This window comes from Stenotrophomonas hibiscicola ATCC 19867, from assembly GCF_000382065.1.
GTDB classification, from domain to species: Bacteria; Pseudomonadota; Gammaproteobacteria; order Xanthomonadales; family Xanthomonadaceae; genus Stenotrophomonas; species Stenotrophomonas hibiscicola.
Genome location: NZ_KB907507.1, coordinates 17565 through 33470, shown reverse-complemented (window position 1 = coordinate 33470; position 15906 = coordinate 17565). Strand labels below are relative to the sequence as shown.

Here is a 15906-nt window from a genome sequence, read left to right as displayed (position 1 = left end):
ACCTCTCGCCAAATGGCTCGGGATCGCTAGAATGCCGGGCTTGTAAACGTTTTCATCAAGGACTGCCGGTGGCCTCCGAACGCATCGAATCCCTCATTGCCCAGATGACCGTCGAGGAAAAGGTCGGCCAGCTGGGTGTCTTCGCGGACATGGTCCGCCCGTTCGCCCCGGACGTGAACCCGGAAGCCAACGTGCGCAATGCCGACCAGGTGCTGCAGCAGGTGCGCGAGGGCAAGGTCGGCTCGCTGTTCAATGGCGTGGGCGCCGAGCTGGGCCGTCGCATCCAGCAGGTCGCCACCGAGGAGAGCCGCCTGGGCATCCCGGTGATCCTGGCCGCCGACGTCATCCACGGCATGCGCACCGTGTTCCCGATTCCGCTGGGCGAGGCCGCCAGCTTCGAGCCGGACCTGGCCGAGCGCACCGCGCGCGCCACCGCCATCGAGGCCACGGCCGCTGGCCTGCACTGGACCTACGCCCCGGCCGTGGATATCGCCCGCGACCAGCGCTGGGGCCGTGGCGCCGAAGGGGCCGGTGAGGACGTGGTGCTGGGCTGTGCGTTCGCCGCCGCCCGCGTGCGCGGCTTCCAGGGCAGCGACCTGCGCGCCGCCGATTCGCTGCTGGCCACGCCGAAGCACTTCGCCGCCTACGGCGCGGTGATGGCCGGCATGGAATACAACATGGTGGACATCTCGCCGCAGACCCTGCGCGACGTGCACCTGCCACCGTTCAAGGCCGCCTTCGATGCCGGCGCGATCACCGTGATGTCCTCGTTCAATGACATCAATGGTGTGCCGGCCAGTGCCAACGCTGAACTGCTGACCGACATCCTGCGCGGCGAATGGAAGTTCCCGGGCGTGGTGATCTCCGACTACACCGCCGACATGGAGCTGGTCGCCCACGGCTATGCCGCCGACGACCGCGATGCCACCGCCAAGGCGTTCACCGCCGGCCTGGACCTGAGCATGCAGAGCGGCTTCTATGCTGAGCACCTGCCGGGCCTGGTCGAGAGCGGCGAGGTGCCGATGGCGGTGCTGGATGAGGGCGTGCGGCGCATCCTGTGGCTGAAGGAAACCATCGGCTTGTTCGACGACCCGTACCGTTCGCTTGACCCGGCACGCGAAGCCGATACCTCGTACCTCGACGCGCATGACCAACTGTCGCGCGACGCCGCGCGGCGTTCGATCGTGCTGCTGAACAACCGCGACAACGTGCTGCCGTTGCAGAAGACCGGGCAGAAGATCGCGCTGATCGGCCCGTTCGTGCAGGACCGCGAGAACATCGAAGGCTGCTGGACGCTGTTCGGCGACAAGCAGCGTTACGTGGACCTGGAGACGGGCGTGCGTGCCGCCATCGGCGACGAAGCGCTGCTGGAAATCGTGCCGGGCTGCGAACTGGAAGCGGCCATTCCAGGCGGTACCGAAGCGGCGGTGGCTGCCGCGCTGCGAGCCGATGTGGTGGTGTTGGCGCTGGGCGAACCGCAGCGTTACAGCGGTGAAGCACAGTCGCGCGTGGAGATTACCCTGCCGCCGGCACAGCAGGCGCTGGCCGAGGCCGTGGCGATGACCGGCAAGCCGCTGGTGGTGCTGCTGCGCAATGGCCGCGCGCTGGCGCTGCAGGGCGCGGTGCGCAATGCACAGGCTGTGGCGGTGACCTGGTACCTGGGCACGCAGACCGGCCATGCCGTGGCCGATGTGCTGTTCGGCGACTACAGCCCGTCCGGCCGCCTGCCGGTCAGCTTCCCGCAGGTGTCCGGCCAGCAGCCGTACTTCTACAACCACCCGCGCACCGGTCGCCCGGAACTGCCGACGATGTCGGAGTTCAAGGCCCGCTGGCGCGAGATTCCGAACGAACCGCTGTACCCGTTCGGCCATGGCATCGGCTACACCACCTTCGCCTACGGCGTGCCGCAGCTGAGCACTGCACAGCTCGGCTGGGACGACACCCTGACCATCACCACCACGCTGACCAACACCGGCAGCGTTGCTGGCGAGGAAGTCGTGCAGCTGTACATCCACGACCGTGTGGCCAGCCGCGTGCGTCCGGTGCGCGAACTGAAGGACTTCCGCAAGGTGGCACTGCAGCCGGGCGAGTCGACCGACGTGGTGTTCACCCTGACCCGCGAGCAGCTGGCGTTTACCGGCCGCGACGGCGTGCTGCGTGCCGAGCCGGGCCTGTTCGACCTGTGGGTGTGCGCGTCCTCGGCGGCTGGCGAAGCGGTGCAGTTCGAACTGCTGAAGGCCTGATTGAAGAAAAAGGGGACGGAGGGGATTAAGTCGTTAGTGGCACAAACGACTTAATCCCCTCCGTCCCCTTTTTGTTGCCGTCACTGTGGCGGCGCTACCATCGGGCTTCCTGTTTCGATGGAGTGCGCGCATGCGCCGGATGGCCTACCTGATTCCCGCCCTGATGCTGGCCGCCTGTTCGCAGCCGGCGGCACCGCCGGCCGAGCCTGCGGCGGATGCGCCGCCGCCGATGGAGGCCAGCGCGGCAGCGACGCGTTCCGCTGAACCGACAGCGCCGGCTGCTGGACCCGCCGACTTAGCACCGCCCGCACCAGCAGCCGAGGCGCCCGCCGAGGATGCGCGTGCGCGCATCGAGTCGCTGCTTGGCGATGCCGCGCAGTTCGAGAAGGTCTTCAATGCGTTCAAGACCGCCGTAGTTGGCGGTGATCGCGCTGCGGTGGTCGAAGAAGTGCGATTCCCCTTGAACATCAGCGGCGGAAAGAAGATCTCCGGCCCCGGAGAGTTCCAGCGCAACTACGAGAAGATCATCACGCCGGAGGTGGTCAAGGCAGTGTCCGAGCAGGACTTCGGCAAGGTGTTCGTCAACCAGCAGGGCGTGATGATCGGCAGCGGCCAGGTGTGGTTGAGCGGCCAGTGCCTGGACCAGGCCTGCACGAAGACCGAGGTGAAGGTCATCACCATCCAGTAAACGCAGACGGCCCCGCGTGCGGGGCCGTTTGGCAGGGTAGTGCCGGCCGCTGGCCGGCAACCGCCGGGTGCCGGAAGGATCCAGGTGCCGGCCAGCGGCCGGCACTACCGGGGCATCAGGTCTTCGGGGTGAGCTTCAGCAGGCGCGCCTTGCTGCCGTCTTCCAGCAGCCACAGGGCGCCATCCGGACCCTGTTCCACTTCGCGGATGCGCTCGCCCATGCTGAAGCGCTCAGCTTCGCGCGCGCCGTCGCCATCAAAGGCCACACGCACCAGCGAGGTCGACGACAGGCCACCGATGAAGCCGCTGCCCTTCCACTGCGGGAACAGGTTGCCGCTGTAGATCACGAAGCCGGCCGGCGAGATCACCGGCGTCCAGGTCACCTTCGGCGCGGCGAATTCCGGGCGCGTGTCGTGGTCGGGAATCGGCCGGCCGTCGTAATGGTCACCATTGGAAACGATCGGGTAGCCGTAGTTGGCGCCGCGCACGATCAGGTTCAGTTCGTCGCCGCCGGCCGGGCCCATCTCGTGTGCCCACAGCTTGCCGTTCGCGTCGAAGGCCATGCCCAGAATGTTGCGGTGGCCCAGCGACCACACCTGCGCGGCAACGCCGCCCTGTGAGGCGAACGGGTTGTCGGCGGGCAGGCTGCCATCGTCGTTGAGGCGGATGATCTTGCCGAGGTTGCCGCCCATGTCCTGCGCCGGATCGAACTTCTGGCGCTCGCTGGAGCTGATCCACAGCTTGCCGTCCGGGCCGAAAGCAAGGCGATGGCCGTAGTGACCTTCACCACTCACCTTCGGGCTCTGTCGCCAGATCACCTTCAGGTCCTTCAGCTGGCCGGCACCGTTGGCGTCCAGCGCCAGCGTGGCACGGGCCACGGCAGCGCCGCGGGTGTCCAGCGTGCCTTCCTCGGCATAGCTGAGGTAGATCACGTGGTTGCTCGCGAATTGCGGGTGCAGGATCACGTCACCGAAGCCACCCTGGCCGCCGTAAGCGACCTTCGGAACGCCGGTGATCTCATGCTTCTGGCCGCTGGCCAGGTCCAGGTGCTGCAGCTTGCCGCGCTTTTCGGTGACCAGCAGGCCGCCGTCCGGCAGGAAGGTCATCGCCCACGGCTGGTCGAACCGGCTGATTTCGGTGGCGGTGAACGGGCGCTGGTCGGCAGTGGTGGAGGCAGCGGGCGCTGCGGTCTGGGCGCCGTTGGCGGCGGGGTCAGCGGCATTGCAGGCGGAGGTGGCAAGGATCGGCACAAGGCCGAGGGCGAGCAGCAGGGGCGTGCGGGTCATGGGTATCTCCAGTGCGGGGATGCGGATGGCCGGGCTGTCCCTTGTATACCACTGGCGCCGTGAGCGTCGTGGCCCGAAGGTCCTGCGACCCCTGTGCGAGCGCGGCGGGATCGTCTAGGGTGGGCACGCCCGGGCAAAGCGTGCCCGTCTGCCTGCCAAGGACCTGCAATGAACACTGCCATGCCCCACAAGCCCTCCACCGCCTTCATCGCCGCCTCATGGGTGGCGCTGCTGCTGGGTGCGGCGGCCTACCTGATCGGCCTGTTCAACGCCACGATGGCGCTCAACGAGAAGGGCTACTACCTGACCCTGCTGCTGTTCGGCCTGTTCGCGGCGGTGTCGCTGCAGAAGAGCGTGCGCGATCGCGTGGAAGGCATTCCGGTGAGTGGCCTGTACTACGCGCTGTGCTGGTTCGCGTTGCTGTCGGCGCTGATGCTGCTGCTGGTTGGCCTGTGGAATGCCACGCTGGCACCGAGCGAGAAGGGCTTCTACGGGATGGCGTATGCACTGTCGCTGTTCGGCGCGGTGGCCGTGCAGAAGAACACCCGCGACCTGATCGCCGCCGGTGGTGGCGGGAGCAAGCACAGCGCGATCGTGCCGCCGCTGCCGGAACAGGAGTGATCGATCCGGTGTAGAGCCGAGCCATGCTCGGCTCAGTCGAGCATGGCTCGACGTTACAGACGTGGTGCGAGAGCCGAGCGTAGGCTCGGCTCTACAGAAGCATGGCGCTATCGCTTCAACAGCGGGTCCGCCAGGTGCGCTTCGTCCCAGCCACGGCGCACGGCATTGCGTGCCTGCGCCCATTCCAGCCGGCTGCGGCCACGCTCGCTGGCCCAGCGCGACTCCAGTTCAGCTTCGACCTGTTCGTAGGCGCGGATCATGTCCTGCGCACGCGCGGCGTGGCCGATGCGGTAGGCCGGCTCGTAGTCCTCGAAGAACAGCTGGTCGTCGTAGTACGGCTCGGCCGTGTAGCGCTCGCGCCAGTAATTGCTGACCGCATCGCGCGGCGTGCTGTCGTCCGGTACGCGGCCGGGGATCTGGTACTCGGTCATGGAAGGCTCCGTTGTGGACGAAGCCTGATCCTGCCTGCGTGGCGGTTAACGGCCCGGTCCGGCAGCGTGATCACCAGATCAATCCGCCGGGCATGGCCCGGCGCTATCGGTCATCCGGCGTCGGCATCCTTGCGCGGCAGCTTGTAGATCACCGCGCCGATGGCGAACGCCACCAGCGCAGCAGCGATGTTCTGCCAGCTGGCACTGGCGAACAGGGCCAGGCACAGCAGCAGCGCCAGTACCGGAATCAGCGGGCCACCCGGCAGCTTCAACGCGCCCGGGCGGTCGGCGTAGCGCTTGGCCAGTACCAGGACTGCTGCTGCAGTGCCGATGTAGGCGAACAGGCGCGTGGTCATCGACAGCAGGGCCAGCTGCACGAACGAACCGGACAGGGCCAGGCCCAGCGCGATCAGGCCTTGGCACAGGATCGACGCGGCCGGCGTGTGGAAGCGCGGATGCACCTGCGCCAGGATCTTCGGCCCATAGCCATCGCGGGCCAGTGCGAACAGGAAGCGTGGGCCCATCATCATCGTGTTGCTGTTGGTGCCGAGGATGGAGATGGTGGCGCCGACCGTCAGGATCAGCGCCAGTGCTTCGCCGCCGAAGCCGGCAGCAGCATCGGCCAGCGGCGTGGCCGAGCTGGCCAGGCCGGCCAGCGTGCCCTGTGCCACCACCTGCACCGCGCCGTAGATGACGGTGACGGTGATGATCATGGTGATCAGCGCGAACGGAATATCGCGACGCGGATTGCGGTACTCGCCGGCGGCGGCCGGGATGTTCTCGAAGCCGGCATAGGCGTACAGCAGCAGCAAGGCGGCCTCGCCCATGCGCTGCAGGTCATGCGGGTCCGGACGCTGGCCGGAGAAGGCCAGCTGTGGGTCGATGTAGAACGCACCGATGGCCACGAACAGCAGCAGCGGCAGCATCTTGCCGATCACCAGCACCACGCCGGTACGCGCGGCCGAGCGCACGCCGATGATGTTGACGCCGGTCAGGAAGCCCAGTGACACCACGATCACCGCGATGCGCCCCATGCCGGCACCGGCCCACGGCCAGAAACGCGCGACGGCATCGGCCAGCGCGTTGCTGAGTGCGGCCGCCGAGCTGATGCGGGTCAGCCAGATCATCCAGCCGATCTCGAAACCGGCGAAGCGCCCGAACGCCTCGCGTGCATACAGGTAGCTGCCGCCGGGTTCATCGAAGTAGCTGGCGGCCTGCGCATAGCACAGCACCAGCAAGGCCACGACGATGCCGGCGGCGACCACGCCCCACAGGCTGAAGGGGCCGAGCAGGGCGACGGTGGCGGCCGGCAGCAGGTAGATGCCGCTGCCGATCACATCATTGATCGACAGGCCGACGATCTGCCAGCGGCTGACCGCGCGTTGCAGCTGCGGTTCGTCCTGTGCGCTCAATGGCCGTCTCCATTCAATGAAGGCAGCTCCCATTGCGCCTGCAGTCGCCTGTACTCGGCGCGCGGCAGCAGCACGAAACGCGGCGCGTCCTGCGGCCGCAGCCAGTCCAGCAGTGCCTGCATGCGTTCCTGCGGCATGGCCGTGCAGCCGGCGGTGGCCTCGCCGGGCTGGCGCCACAGATGGGCGAAGATGCAGCTGCCCTTGCCGGGCTGGTTGTCCGGGTTGTGGGTGATCACGAAGCCCTCCCGGTAGCGCACGTCGCCCTTGTTGTGCAGATCCAGCCGCATCGGCTCGGTGGAGCCCTTGACCGCTGCATTGCCGACCTTCTTTTCATCAACGATGCGGTTGTAGAACGGCGAACCGGGCACGTCCATGCAGTAGCTGCTGTCCAGCATCGGCTGGTAGGGCATGGCGGTGCCGCGGCGGGTGACGGCATAGCCGAACGCACTGCCGAGCGCGAATATGCCGGCCGGGCTGCGGCCATCGCCTTCCTGCTTCTGCGGGCCGTCGGCCTGCGCCGGGTGCAGGCCCAGGCCCCAGGCACTGCCGGTGCGGCCGAGCGCCACCGGGAACGCCTGTCCATGCGCGTGCCAGCCCTTGCCGTCGCGCACATAGGCCTGCAGTTGCCCCTGGGTGCTGTCCCAGCCTTCGCTGGTGACCACGATCAGCTGGCGCGCGCCATCCAGCGGCGCCGCGTGAACGGACACCGCCGTAGCAAGCAGCAGTGCAGCGGTAGCGAGACGGACCAGTGATTTCATCAACAGGTGCTCCGGTCAGGAATCCAGCAGGTGGTCGATCCGCTCCAGGTTCACCGCAAGCTGCTGCTGGCGGTCCGGATTGGTGTGGCAGAGCAGCACGAACAGGAAATCGAGCAGGGCGTGCATGGCGCTACGGTACAGCAGCTGCGCGACCTGCGGCGTGCGATCGTGCGCGCACACCACCAGCGCTGCGTCAGCATGCGCGCGCAGCGGGTTGGCGGTATGGCGGGTGATGGAAATCATCTTGCCACCCATGTCCTGGAACTGGCGCGACAGCTGCGATAGCTGCGGCAGGTTGCCGAATTCGGAGAACACCAGCAGCGCATCGCCCGGGCGCGCGGCCGAGAGGTTGGCCAGCATCAGGATCGGGTCGGTGTGGGGTACCACCAGCAGCCCGAGCAGCGACAGCCGCATGGCAAACTCGCGGGCGAACAGGCCGTCGTCTCCCAGGCCGTACACGAACAGCTTGGGCGCACCGTCGAGCAGCTGCACGATGCGCTCGATCTCCGCGCGTGGATTGGCCTGGCGTGTTTCCTCCTCGGCCTGCGCCTTGCTGCGGCGCAGCGCCTCGCCCAGGCGCAGGTAGTCATCGCCGCTGTCGGGTTCGTCGGGCGCCTGCTGCGGATCGGCACCGGCGCGGGCGACGTCCTGGCCGATGGAGTACTTCAGGTCCGGGTAGCCCTTGAAGCCGAGCTTCTGGCTGAACTTCACCACGCTGGACTGGCTGATGCCGAGCGCACTGGCCAGCTGCTGTGACGAGTAGTCGCGCAGCAGGTGGGCGTTGTCGAGGATGAAGTCGGCGATGCGGCGCTCGATGGCCGACATCTGCCCGCGCTCGGTGCGGATCTTCAGCAGGGGCGGCATGCGGGGTGTCCGGGCATGTGTGGGCGCGTTGCGGCTGGCAGCGTAGAGCGTGTCATGGAATGGGTCGAGCGGGTTCCAGCCTCGAAGAGGTTACGGAGCGCAGTTGTTGCTTTTGACGTTGAGTCCGCCTTCAAGCGAGCCGGGCACCGCAGGTCCGGCGAGGGCGAAGAGGCGCGGGTGTCTGAGCGTAGCGAGTTCCCGCGCCGTCCCTCGACGGGCCGAGGAGCGCAGGGAACCGGTGCGTAGCACCGGCTAGCGGCCGGCGGAGCGTTTCTCTTGGTTACTTTTCTTTTCGCGAAAAGAAAAGTAACGCGCGACCCAGCGCCAGTGGCACGCAACGTCAGCCGCAAGGCAGAAATCAACCCAGCATCTCCAGCCCACGCACTTCGGTGATGCCCAACCCCGGCACGTCGCTGATGCTGATCTCCGATTCGTTGAAATGCACGCCGCCGCTGACCGGGTCGAACTGGCCCAGCGAGGGACCGTCGAGGTCAACCTTGGTGATCACATCACTCTTGGCCACGGCCAGGTGCACGGCTGCGGCCACGCTGATGCTCGACTCGATCATGCAGCCGATCATGCACGGCACGCCGTAGATGCCGGCGATGTCGGCGATGCGGATCGCGTTGGACAGGCCGCCGGTCTTCATCAGCTTGATGTTGATGATGTCGGCCGCGCGCTGCTGGATCAGGTCCATCACCTGGCTGGGGCTGAACACGCTTTCGTCGGCCATCACCGGCGTGTTGACGCGGTCGGTGACGTACTTCAGGCCACTGATGTCCGCGGCCTTCACCGGCTGCTCCAGCAGCTCCAGCACCACGCCGGCTTCCTCCAGCGTGCGCATCGCATGCACCGCCTGCTTGGCGGTCCAGCCCTGGTTGGCATCCAGGCGCAGCAGGGCGCGGCCTTCCACGGCGGCATGGATCGCCTTGACCCGTTCGATGTCCAGCCCGATGTCCTTGCCGACCTTGATCTTCAACGACTCGAAGCCGCGTTCGATCGCCGACAACGAGTCGGCCACCATCTTGTCGATGTAGTCCACGCTGATGGTGATGTCGGTGGTGATCACCGGGTCACCGCCACCGAGCATCTGGTACAGCGGCGCACCGTGCAGCTGCGCCCACAGGTCGTACAGCGCGATCTCCACCGCCGCCTTGGCGCTGGTGTTGCGCTCCATGGCGGTCTGCACCAGCGTGCACAGATGGTTGAGGTTGACCACGTCCTGGCCGATCAGGCGCGGGGCGATGAAGTGGCGGATCGCTTCGATGATCGAGCCGTGCGTATCGCCGGTGATCACGGCGGTGGCCGGGGCTTCACCGTAACCGGTGTTACCGCTGTCGGTGCGGATCAGTACGACCACGTCTTCCACGGTTTCCACCGTGCGCAGCGCGGTCTTGAACGGTGTCTTCAACGGCACGCGCAGCATGCCCAGTTCGATGGCGGTGATCTTCATTCGGGAGTCTTGGCCCGCAGGCGCTGGATGTTGGTGATGCGGTCGATGTAGCGGACGGTGTCGCTGGCCATCATCGGCTCCAGCGGCGTGACCGAAACACCATTGAGATGGGCCTGCACGCGCGTGCCGTCGGCACCGAACCAGCTGCCGCCCGCCGTATCGTGGATCACCCAGGTGCGGCCGTCGACGTGGCCGATGGCCATCATCACGTGGCCGGGGATGTAGACCAGATCGCCGACCTTCAGGTCGGTGACGGCACGGTCGCGCAGTGCCTTGCCGACCTTGTCGGTGAACGGCAGGCGATCCAGTGCCGGGCTGACCGCCTGTGCACTGGTATTGCGCGGCAGCAGCACGCCGAAGCTGCGGTAGATCTCGGAAACGAAACCGCTGCAGTCGCGCGTGTCGTAGTCGTGGCCCCAACCGTAGCGCTCGCCGAGGAACTTGAAGGCCTGCTGCAGCAGCAGGCGCGGGGTCAGTGGCAGGTAGTCGGCGGCGGTGTCCTGCGAGCGCGGCAGCAGCGCTGGTACCAGCTTCAGGCGGCCATCGGCTTCGCGCACCGGCAACTGCACCACCCACGAGGCGTGCGCCTGCTGGCCGTTCACCGGTTCTGAAGCGGGCCAGTCGGCCAGCACCGGCAGGCGCACGCCCATGTCCAGCTGCAGGCGCGATACGCGCGGTTCCTCCGGGGTGTAGGCGGTTTGCGCGGTCGCGCCGGTGACGATGCGGTAAGGGCCCTTCGTGCCATAACCGAGCACCGTGGCCTTGTCGCCGCCGGCGATGGTGTCGGCTTCGATCCACGCGCTGTAGCGCTCGCTGTGCACGAACAGCCAACGGCCGTCGGCGCTGCGGTGGACCACGGCGACCTTGTCGCCGGGGAACAGTGCCGATTCCTGGAAGCGGTCGATGTCGGTGTCACCGGCAGTGCTGAAGACCCGCTCGCGGGTGGGGAAGGTACGCAGTGCCGCGCGCTTCACCACCAGCCCGTAGGCCGGTGCCACCTTGGCAGGGATCGCATCGAGACCGAGGGTGGCTTCGATCGCGCTGCGCAGCGCGGGTGCGATCGCCTGGCCCTTGTCGTTGTAGAGGGCGCGGGTGGGCCAGCTCGACAGCGCGGTGATGCTGGCGCGAACCGTCGCCGCATCAAGCTGGGCGGGCAGTGCGGCGATGTCCTGGATGTGGCTGTCCTGCGCCCGCATCCGCGCGTTCTGTGCTTCGATCTGCGCGCGATCCAGAATCGGCGCATCGGCGTTGTCCAGGCGCGCGGCCCAGTACTGCGGGGTCAGATAGGCCTCGTGCAGGCCGATCACATAGGGCAGCGGCGCACCCGGGTCGGGCGGTGGGGCCGCCTGTGCAAAGGCCGGAGCGGCCAGCAGGCACAGGGCCAGGGTCAAGCGGCGCGGCCAATGCCGGTGCCGTTCGCGGAAAGCCAGGCTCATGCGGTGCACACCCTCCTCGAATGCCTGTTGGAATATTTATTCCTTTTGGCCCCGAAAGCAAGAATAAATTATTGACCAACATCCCGGCCCGTGTTACACAGCCGTTACCACCCGCGCTGGGGAAGTGTCGCTGTGGATCCTGCCGTTCGCAAACCGCGTCTGACTGCCGCCGCCGGCCTGGGTGCCGTGTTGCTGCTGTGGGTGTCGGCCACGCAGGCGACCGATGGGCATAGCAGCCAGCAGCGGGCGCGCCAGACGCAGGTGATCGACCTGATCGACAGCGGTCGCTTCAGCGATGCCGAAGCGCTGCTGGCAACGGCAGGCGATACCACCGAGGGGACCTTCCAGCGCGAGCGCATGCGCCGCATCCGCCTGGATTTTTCCCTCGACGAGGCCGCGGCCAAGGCGGCCGTGCGCCGCTGGATTCCCGATCTGACCGACGAGGAATTCGCGCGCTGGGACCAACTCGGCCTGATCGAGCATCTCGATATCGATGGCGAGCGTTGGTACTTCAAGCGCGCACCGTCGAACCTGTTCCTGCTCAGCGACGAAGCACGCGCGCGCCGCCGCACGGATGCACCGATGCCGCCTCCGGGCCCCAACGAAGTGCTCAACGCCCACCACGCAGGCGTGGTTGCCGCGGCCGAACAGGGTGGCCAGGCGTCGGTACTGCCGCAGCGCTACGAATTCACCCAGTCGCTCACGGTGAAATCCGATGTGGTGCCCGCCGGTGAAACGATCCGCGCGTGGATTCCGTACCCGCGCGAGATCCCCGGGCAGCAGGAACAGGTGCAGTGGCTGGGCAGCACCCCGGGCAAGGCGCGGGTGGCACCGGCCAGTACCCTGCAGCGCACCGTGTACCTGGAAGCCAAGGCAGTGGCTGGGCAGCCGACGCGCTTCGAGATCCGCTACGCGGTCACGATCCTCGCCCGGCATACCGCGATCGACCCGGCCAAGGTACAGCCAACCCCGGCTGATCCGGCCTTGAAGCCCTATCTGGCCGAGCAGCTGCCGCATGTGCGCTTCACCCCGGCGCTGAAGCTGTTCTCCGACCAGGTACTGCAGGGCGAGACACGTCCGTATGAAGTGCTGCGCAAGCTGTTTGCTGCCGTGGATCGCATTCCCTGGGCCGGTGCGCGCGAATACTCCACGCTCAGCAACATCAGCGATTACGCGCTGCATGCCGGCCATGCCGACTGCGGCCAACAGACCCTGCTGCTGATCGCGCTGCTGCGCATGAACGGCATTCCCGCGCGCTGGCAGTCGGGCATGGTGTTCTCCGGCGATGGCAGCGGCTACAACAACCTGCATGACTGGGGGCAGGTCTACCTGGCGCCGTATGGCTGGCTGCCGATGGACGTGACCACCGGCGCGCTTGCCAGCGATGTGCCTGCACTGCGCGATTTCTACCTGGGTGGCCTCGACGGCTACCGCATCGCCTTCAACGACGATTTCGGCCAGCCCTTCGTGCCGGCCAAGCAGCACTTCCGCTCGGAAACGGTCGACTCGCAGCGCGGCGAGGCCGAGTGGGCAGGCGGCAACCTGTACTTCGACCAATGGAGCTACGACTTCCAGTGGCGGGTACTGCCAGCCAGGCAACGCTAGCGCGACACACCGCATTCCACACCATTCAATTCTTGCAGGAGAGAGCAGGGGATGAAGGCTTACAGCATCAAGCGGGCGGCGTTGTGCGTCGCCCTTGGGGCGTGTCTGGGCGTAGTGCTGCCCGGCATCGCGATGGCACAGAACGTGAGCGGCGCAGTTGCCGGCCGTGCAACCGCGGGCGACCAGGTGACCGTGGTCAGCAACAGTACGGGTCTGACCCGTACCGTCACCGTCGGCGCCGACGGCAGCTACCGCCTCGGCCAGCTGCCGGTAGGTGACTACCAGCTGCAGCTCAGCCGCGATGGCCAGAAGCTGGGCGATCAGATTGCTGTCAGTGTGGCAGTAGGCGGAACCACCACAGTCAACCTGGCCAGTGGCGGCGGCGTCACCAATCTCGATGCGCTGCAGGTGGTCGGCACCCGCGTGGTCAACCGCGTGGATGTCTACTCCACCGAGACATCCTTCAACATCAACCGCCAGGAGATCTCGCGGCTGCCGGTGGCGCAGGACCTGTCTGCGGTCGCGCTGATGGCGCCGGGCGTGGTCGGCGGCAACTCGTCATTCGGCGGCCTGTCATTCGCTGGTTCATCGGTGGCCGAGAATGCGGTCTTCATCAATGGCCTGAATGTCACCGACATGTATACCCGTCGCGGCTTCAGCACCGCGCCGTTCGCCTTCTTCAAGGAGTTCCAGGTCAAGACCGGTGGCTACTCGGTCGAGTTCGGCCGCTCCACCGGTGGCGTGATCAATGCGGTGACCCGTTCGGGCAGCAACGAATTCGAGGGCGGTGTTGAAGTCACCGCCGAGCCCAGTGCGTGGCGCGCCAGTGGCGGCGATCATTTCCACCGCGACGGCACCCCGCATTCCTATGGCAGCCGCGACAACAACTCCTTCCTGAAGACCAACGTGTGGGGCTCCGGCCCGATCGTCAAGGACAAGCTGTTCCTGTTCGCGATGTACGAAGACCGCAGCGACAAGGGACACAACACCTCGTCTGATGGCAGTACCTGGTTCAAGAACGACTCCGGCAACGGCTTCTGGGGCACCAAGCTGGACTGGAACATCAACGACAACCACAGCCTGGCGCTGCTGGCGTTCTCGGATGAGGGCGATGTCACCAATGCGTCGTACGGTTACAACTGGAACGCCGACCAGCTCGGCGCCTGGGGCGGCGATTCGGTCACCGAGACCGGCGGCCGCAACTGGTCGGCCACCTACACCGGCCACTTCGGACAGAACTTCACCGCGCGCGCCATGGTCGGCCAGAACAACCAGCGTGCGTTCACCAATTCATCGCTGGATCAGGCCTGCAGCCCCGTGTTCACCGACAGTACCTACGGCCCGCGCCTGGGCAAGCTGCGGGGCCTGCGCGCAGGCTGCCACCCCACGGGCACGGCAGTGGCCGAGCGTGACGATACCCGTGACGTGGCGCGACTGGATTTCGAATGGCAGCTGGGTGACCACCTGCTGCGCTTCGGTGTCGACCGTGAGCTGATGACCACAAAGCAGTCCACCCGCTACCCCGGCCCGACCGAACTGAGCTACACCGCCTACGTGGCGCGCCCCGGCGATGAAGTCTGGGACGGTGCCAATGCCTACGTACCGGCTGGCGTTACCGAAATGCTGCGTGCGCGCAACCGCAAGTCGGGCGGCACGTTCGAGACCGAAGCCAATGCGCTGTACGTGGAAGACATCTGGAACATCACCCCGAACCTGATGCTGAACCTGGGCGTGCGCTGGGACCGTTTCGAGAACCGTACCGCCGCCGGCAAGGCGTTCATCAAGATGGATGACCTGATCGCACCTCGCGTCGGCTTCTCGTGGGACATGCGCGGTGATGGCAGCACCAAGCTGTTCGGCAACGCCGGCCGCTACTACCTGCCTGTCACCAACAACATCAACGTGAATTTCGCAGGTGGCCTGACCGACGAGTACAGCTACTACGTGCTCAATGGCTGGGAGCGGAAAACCTCGCCGACCGGCTCACCGTACATGGCACCGGTCGTCGGCCAGCAGATCGGGCCGACCGACACCCGCATGAACACCGGCGGTGCCGACCTGCGCCAGAGTGTGGATCGCGACCTCAAGGCGGTCTACCAGGACGAGTACATCCTGGGCTTCCAGAACATGATCAACCAGGCATGGTCGTGGGGCGTCAACGCCACCTATCGACGCATGACCCGTGCGCTGGACGACATCCGCATCAATTACACCCCATGCGGCCCGACCCCCAGCACGCTGTGGCCGATCGCCAACCCGGGCGAGAGCCTGACGATCTGGGGCGACAAGAGCATCGGCTGCGCCAACGAAGGCTGGATCACCATTGATACCGCCAACAGCGGCTATCGGAAGGGCGGCAGCGGCGAGGTGATCGGTTACTCCAAGCCCAAGCGCACCTACAAGGCACTGGAGTTCCAGATCGACCGTGCCTGGGACGAGAAGTGGATGTTCAACGCGTCCTACCTGTGGTCGAAGAGCGAGGGCAATTTCGAAGGCCCGGTGAATTCCGATACCAACTACGGCGACACCGGCATGGTCCAGTTCTGGGACCATCCGGCCACCAACGAGCGCTATGGCGTGCTGTTCAACGACTTCCGCCACCAGTTCAAGCTGCGTGCCGCTTACGCGCTGAACAAGCAATGGTCGTTCGGTACCACGCTGCAGGTGCAGTCCGGTGGCCCGATCACTGCCTACGGCGTGATGTGGCCAAACGATTCCATCGCCGGTGGCAGTACTTCCAGCGAGGGAAGCGGCGGTGGTACCGGCTGGCTGTGCGTGGCCAACTGTTCCGGCCCGTACAACCAGCGGCAGTTCGAGTACAGCCCACGCGGTGCGTTCGGTCGCCTGCCGTGGACCTGGACCATGGGCGCCAACGTGACCTGGCGTTTGCCGGTGGAGGGCATCGATCTCAGTGCACGGCTGTCGGTGTACAACCTGTTCAACAACCAGAAGACCATCAACGTGCACCAGCGCTATGAAGCGCAGCCCGGCCAGTACCGCGAGGCGACGTTCGGCACCGGGACGCGCTGGCAGGCCCCTCGCTATACACAGCTGGTGGTGACCTGGAACTTCTGAGGCCACGATCCGCGCCGCCCACCGTGACGGCGCGG

General features: G+C 66.5%; 12 protein-coding genes. 5 read left to right on the top strand and 7 right to left on the bottom strand.

What is annotated here, in order from left to right; genetic code table 11:
* Positions 1-68 precede the first annotated feature (68 nt).
* Positions 69-2243 carry a glycoside hydrolase family 3 N-terminal domain-containing protein gene (locus G370_RS0120210; RefSeq protein WP_019662210.1) on the top strand — a complete coding sequence of 725 codons (2175 nt, stop codon included), beginning with the start codon at positions 69-71 and terminating at the stop codon, positions 2241-2243.
* A gap of 130 nt (positions 2244-2373) precedes the next feature.
* Positions 2374-2931 carry a hypothetical protein gene (locus G370_RS0120205; protein ID WP_019662209.1) on the top strand — a complete coding sequence of 186 codons (558 nt, stop codon included), beginning with the start codon at positions 2374-2376 and terminating at the stop codon, positions 2929-2931.
* Between the two features lie 115 nt (positions 2932-3046).
* On the opposite strand, the gene G370_RS0120200 is transcribed toward G370_RS0120205, so the two are convergent.
* Entirely contained in the window at positions 3047-4216 is a 1170-nt protein-coding gene (locus G370_RS0120200; RefSeq protein ID WP_019662208.1) for a PQQ-dependent sugar dehydrogenase, read from the bottom strand.
* 168 nt (positions 4217-4384) lie between these two features.
* On the opposite strand from G370_RS0120200, the gene yiaA reads away from it, so the two are divergent.
* Positions 4385-4837: an inner membrane protein YiaA gene (gene yiaA, locus G370_RS0120195; RefSeq protein ID WP_019662207.1), complete on the top strand. Its 453-nt coding sequence runs from the start codon at positions 4385-4387 to the stop codon at positions 4835-4837.
* Positions 4838-4944: 107 nt separating this feature from the next.
* Here the strand turns inward: yiaA and G370_RS0120190 are convergent, their stop codons facing one another.
* From G370_RS0120190 to G370_RS0120165, 6 genes are all read right to left on the bottom strand, one after another.
* On the bottom strand, positions 4945-5268 hold the full coding sequence (locus G370_RS0120190; protein WP_019662206.1) for a hypothetical protein: 324 nt from the start codon (positions 5266-5268) through the stop codon (positions 4945-4947).
* A 110-nt stretch (positions 5269-5378) separates the two neighbouring features.
* Complete coding sequence (locus G370_RS0120185; RefSeq protein ID WP_005407814.1) at positions 5379-6680, bottom strand: APC family permease; 1302 nt, start codon at positions 6678-6680, stop codon at positions 5379-5381.
* Entirely contained in the window at positions 6677-7438 is a 762-nt protein-coding gene (locus tag G370_RS0120180) for a L,D-transpeptidase family protein (RefSeq protein ID WP_019662205.1), read from the bottom strand. The genes G370_RS0120185 and G370_RS0120180 overlap by 4 nt, the downstream gene beginning before the upstream one ends.
* Positions 7439-7453: 15 nt before the next feature.
* Positions 7454-8302, bottom strand: a complete 849-nt coding sequence (locus G370_RS0120175) for a MurR/RpiR family transcriptional regulator (protein ID WP_019662204.1) — start codon at positions 8300-8302, stop codon at positions 7454-7456.
* 358 nt (positions 8303-8660) lie between these two features.
* On the bottom strand, positions 8661-9755 hold the full coding sequence (locus G370_RS0120170) for a dipeptide epimerase (RefSeq protein ID WP_005415027.1): 1095 nt from the start codon (positions 9753-9755) through the stop codon (positions 8661-8663).
* Complete coding sequence (locus G370_RS0120165) at positions 9752-11191, bottom strand: C40 family peptidase (protein WP_019662203.1); 1440 nt, start codon at positions 11189-11191, stop codon at positions 9752-9754. The genes G370_RS0120170 and G370_RS0120165 overlap by 4 nt, the downstream gene beginning before the upstream one ends.
* Before the next feature lie 132 nt (positions 11192-11323).
* On the opposite strand from G370_RS0120165, the gene G370_RS0120160 reads away from it, so the two are divergent.
* On the top strand, positions 11324-12796 hold the full coding sequence (locus G370_RS0120160; RefSeq protein WP_019662202.1) for a transglutaminase-like domain-containing protein: 1473 nt from the start codon (positions 11324-11326) through the stop codon (positions 12794-12796).
* 51 nt (positions 12797-12847) lie between these two features.
* Complete coding sequence (locus tag G370_RS0120155; protein WP_019662201.1) at positions 12848-15871, top strand: TonB-dependent receptor; 3024 nt, start codon at positions 12848-12850, stop codon at positions 15869-15871.
* The last annotated feature ends 35 nt before the right edge of the window (positions 15872-15906 follow it).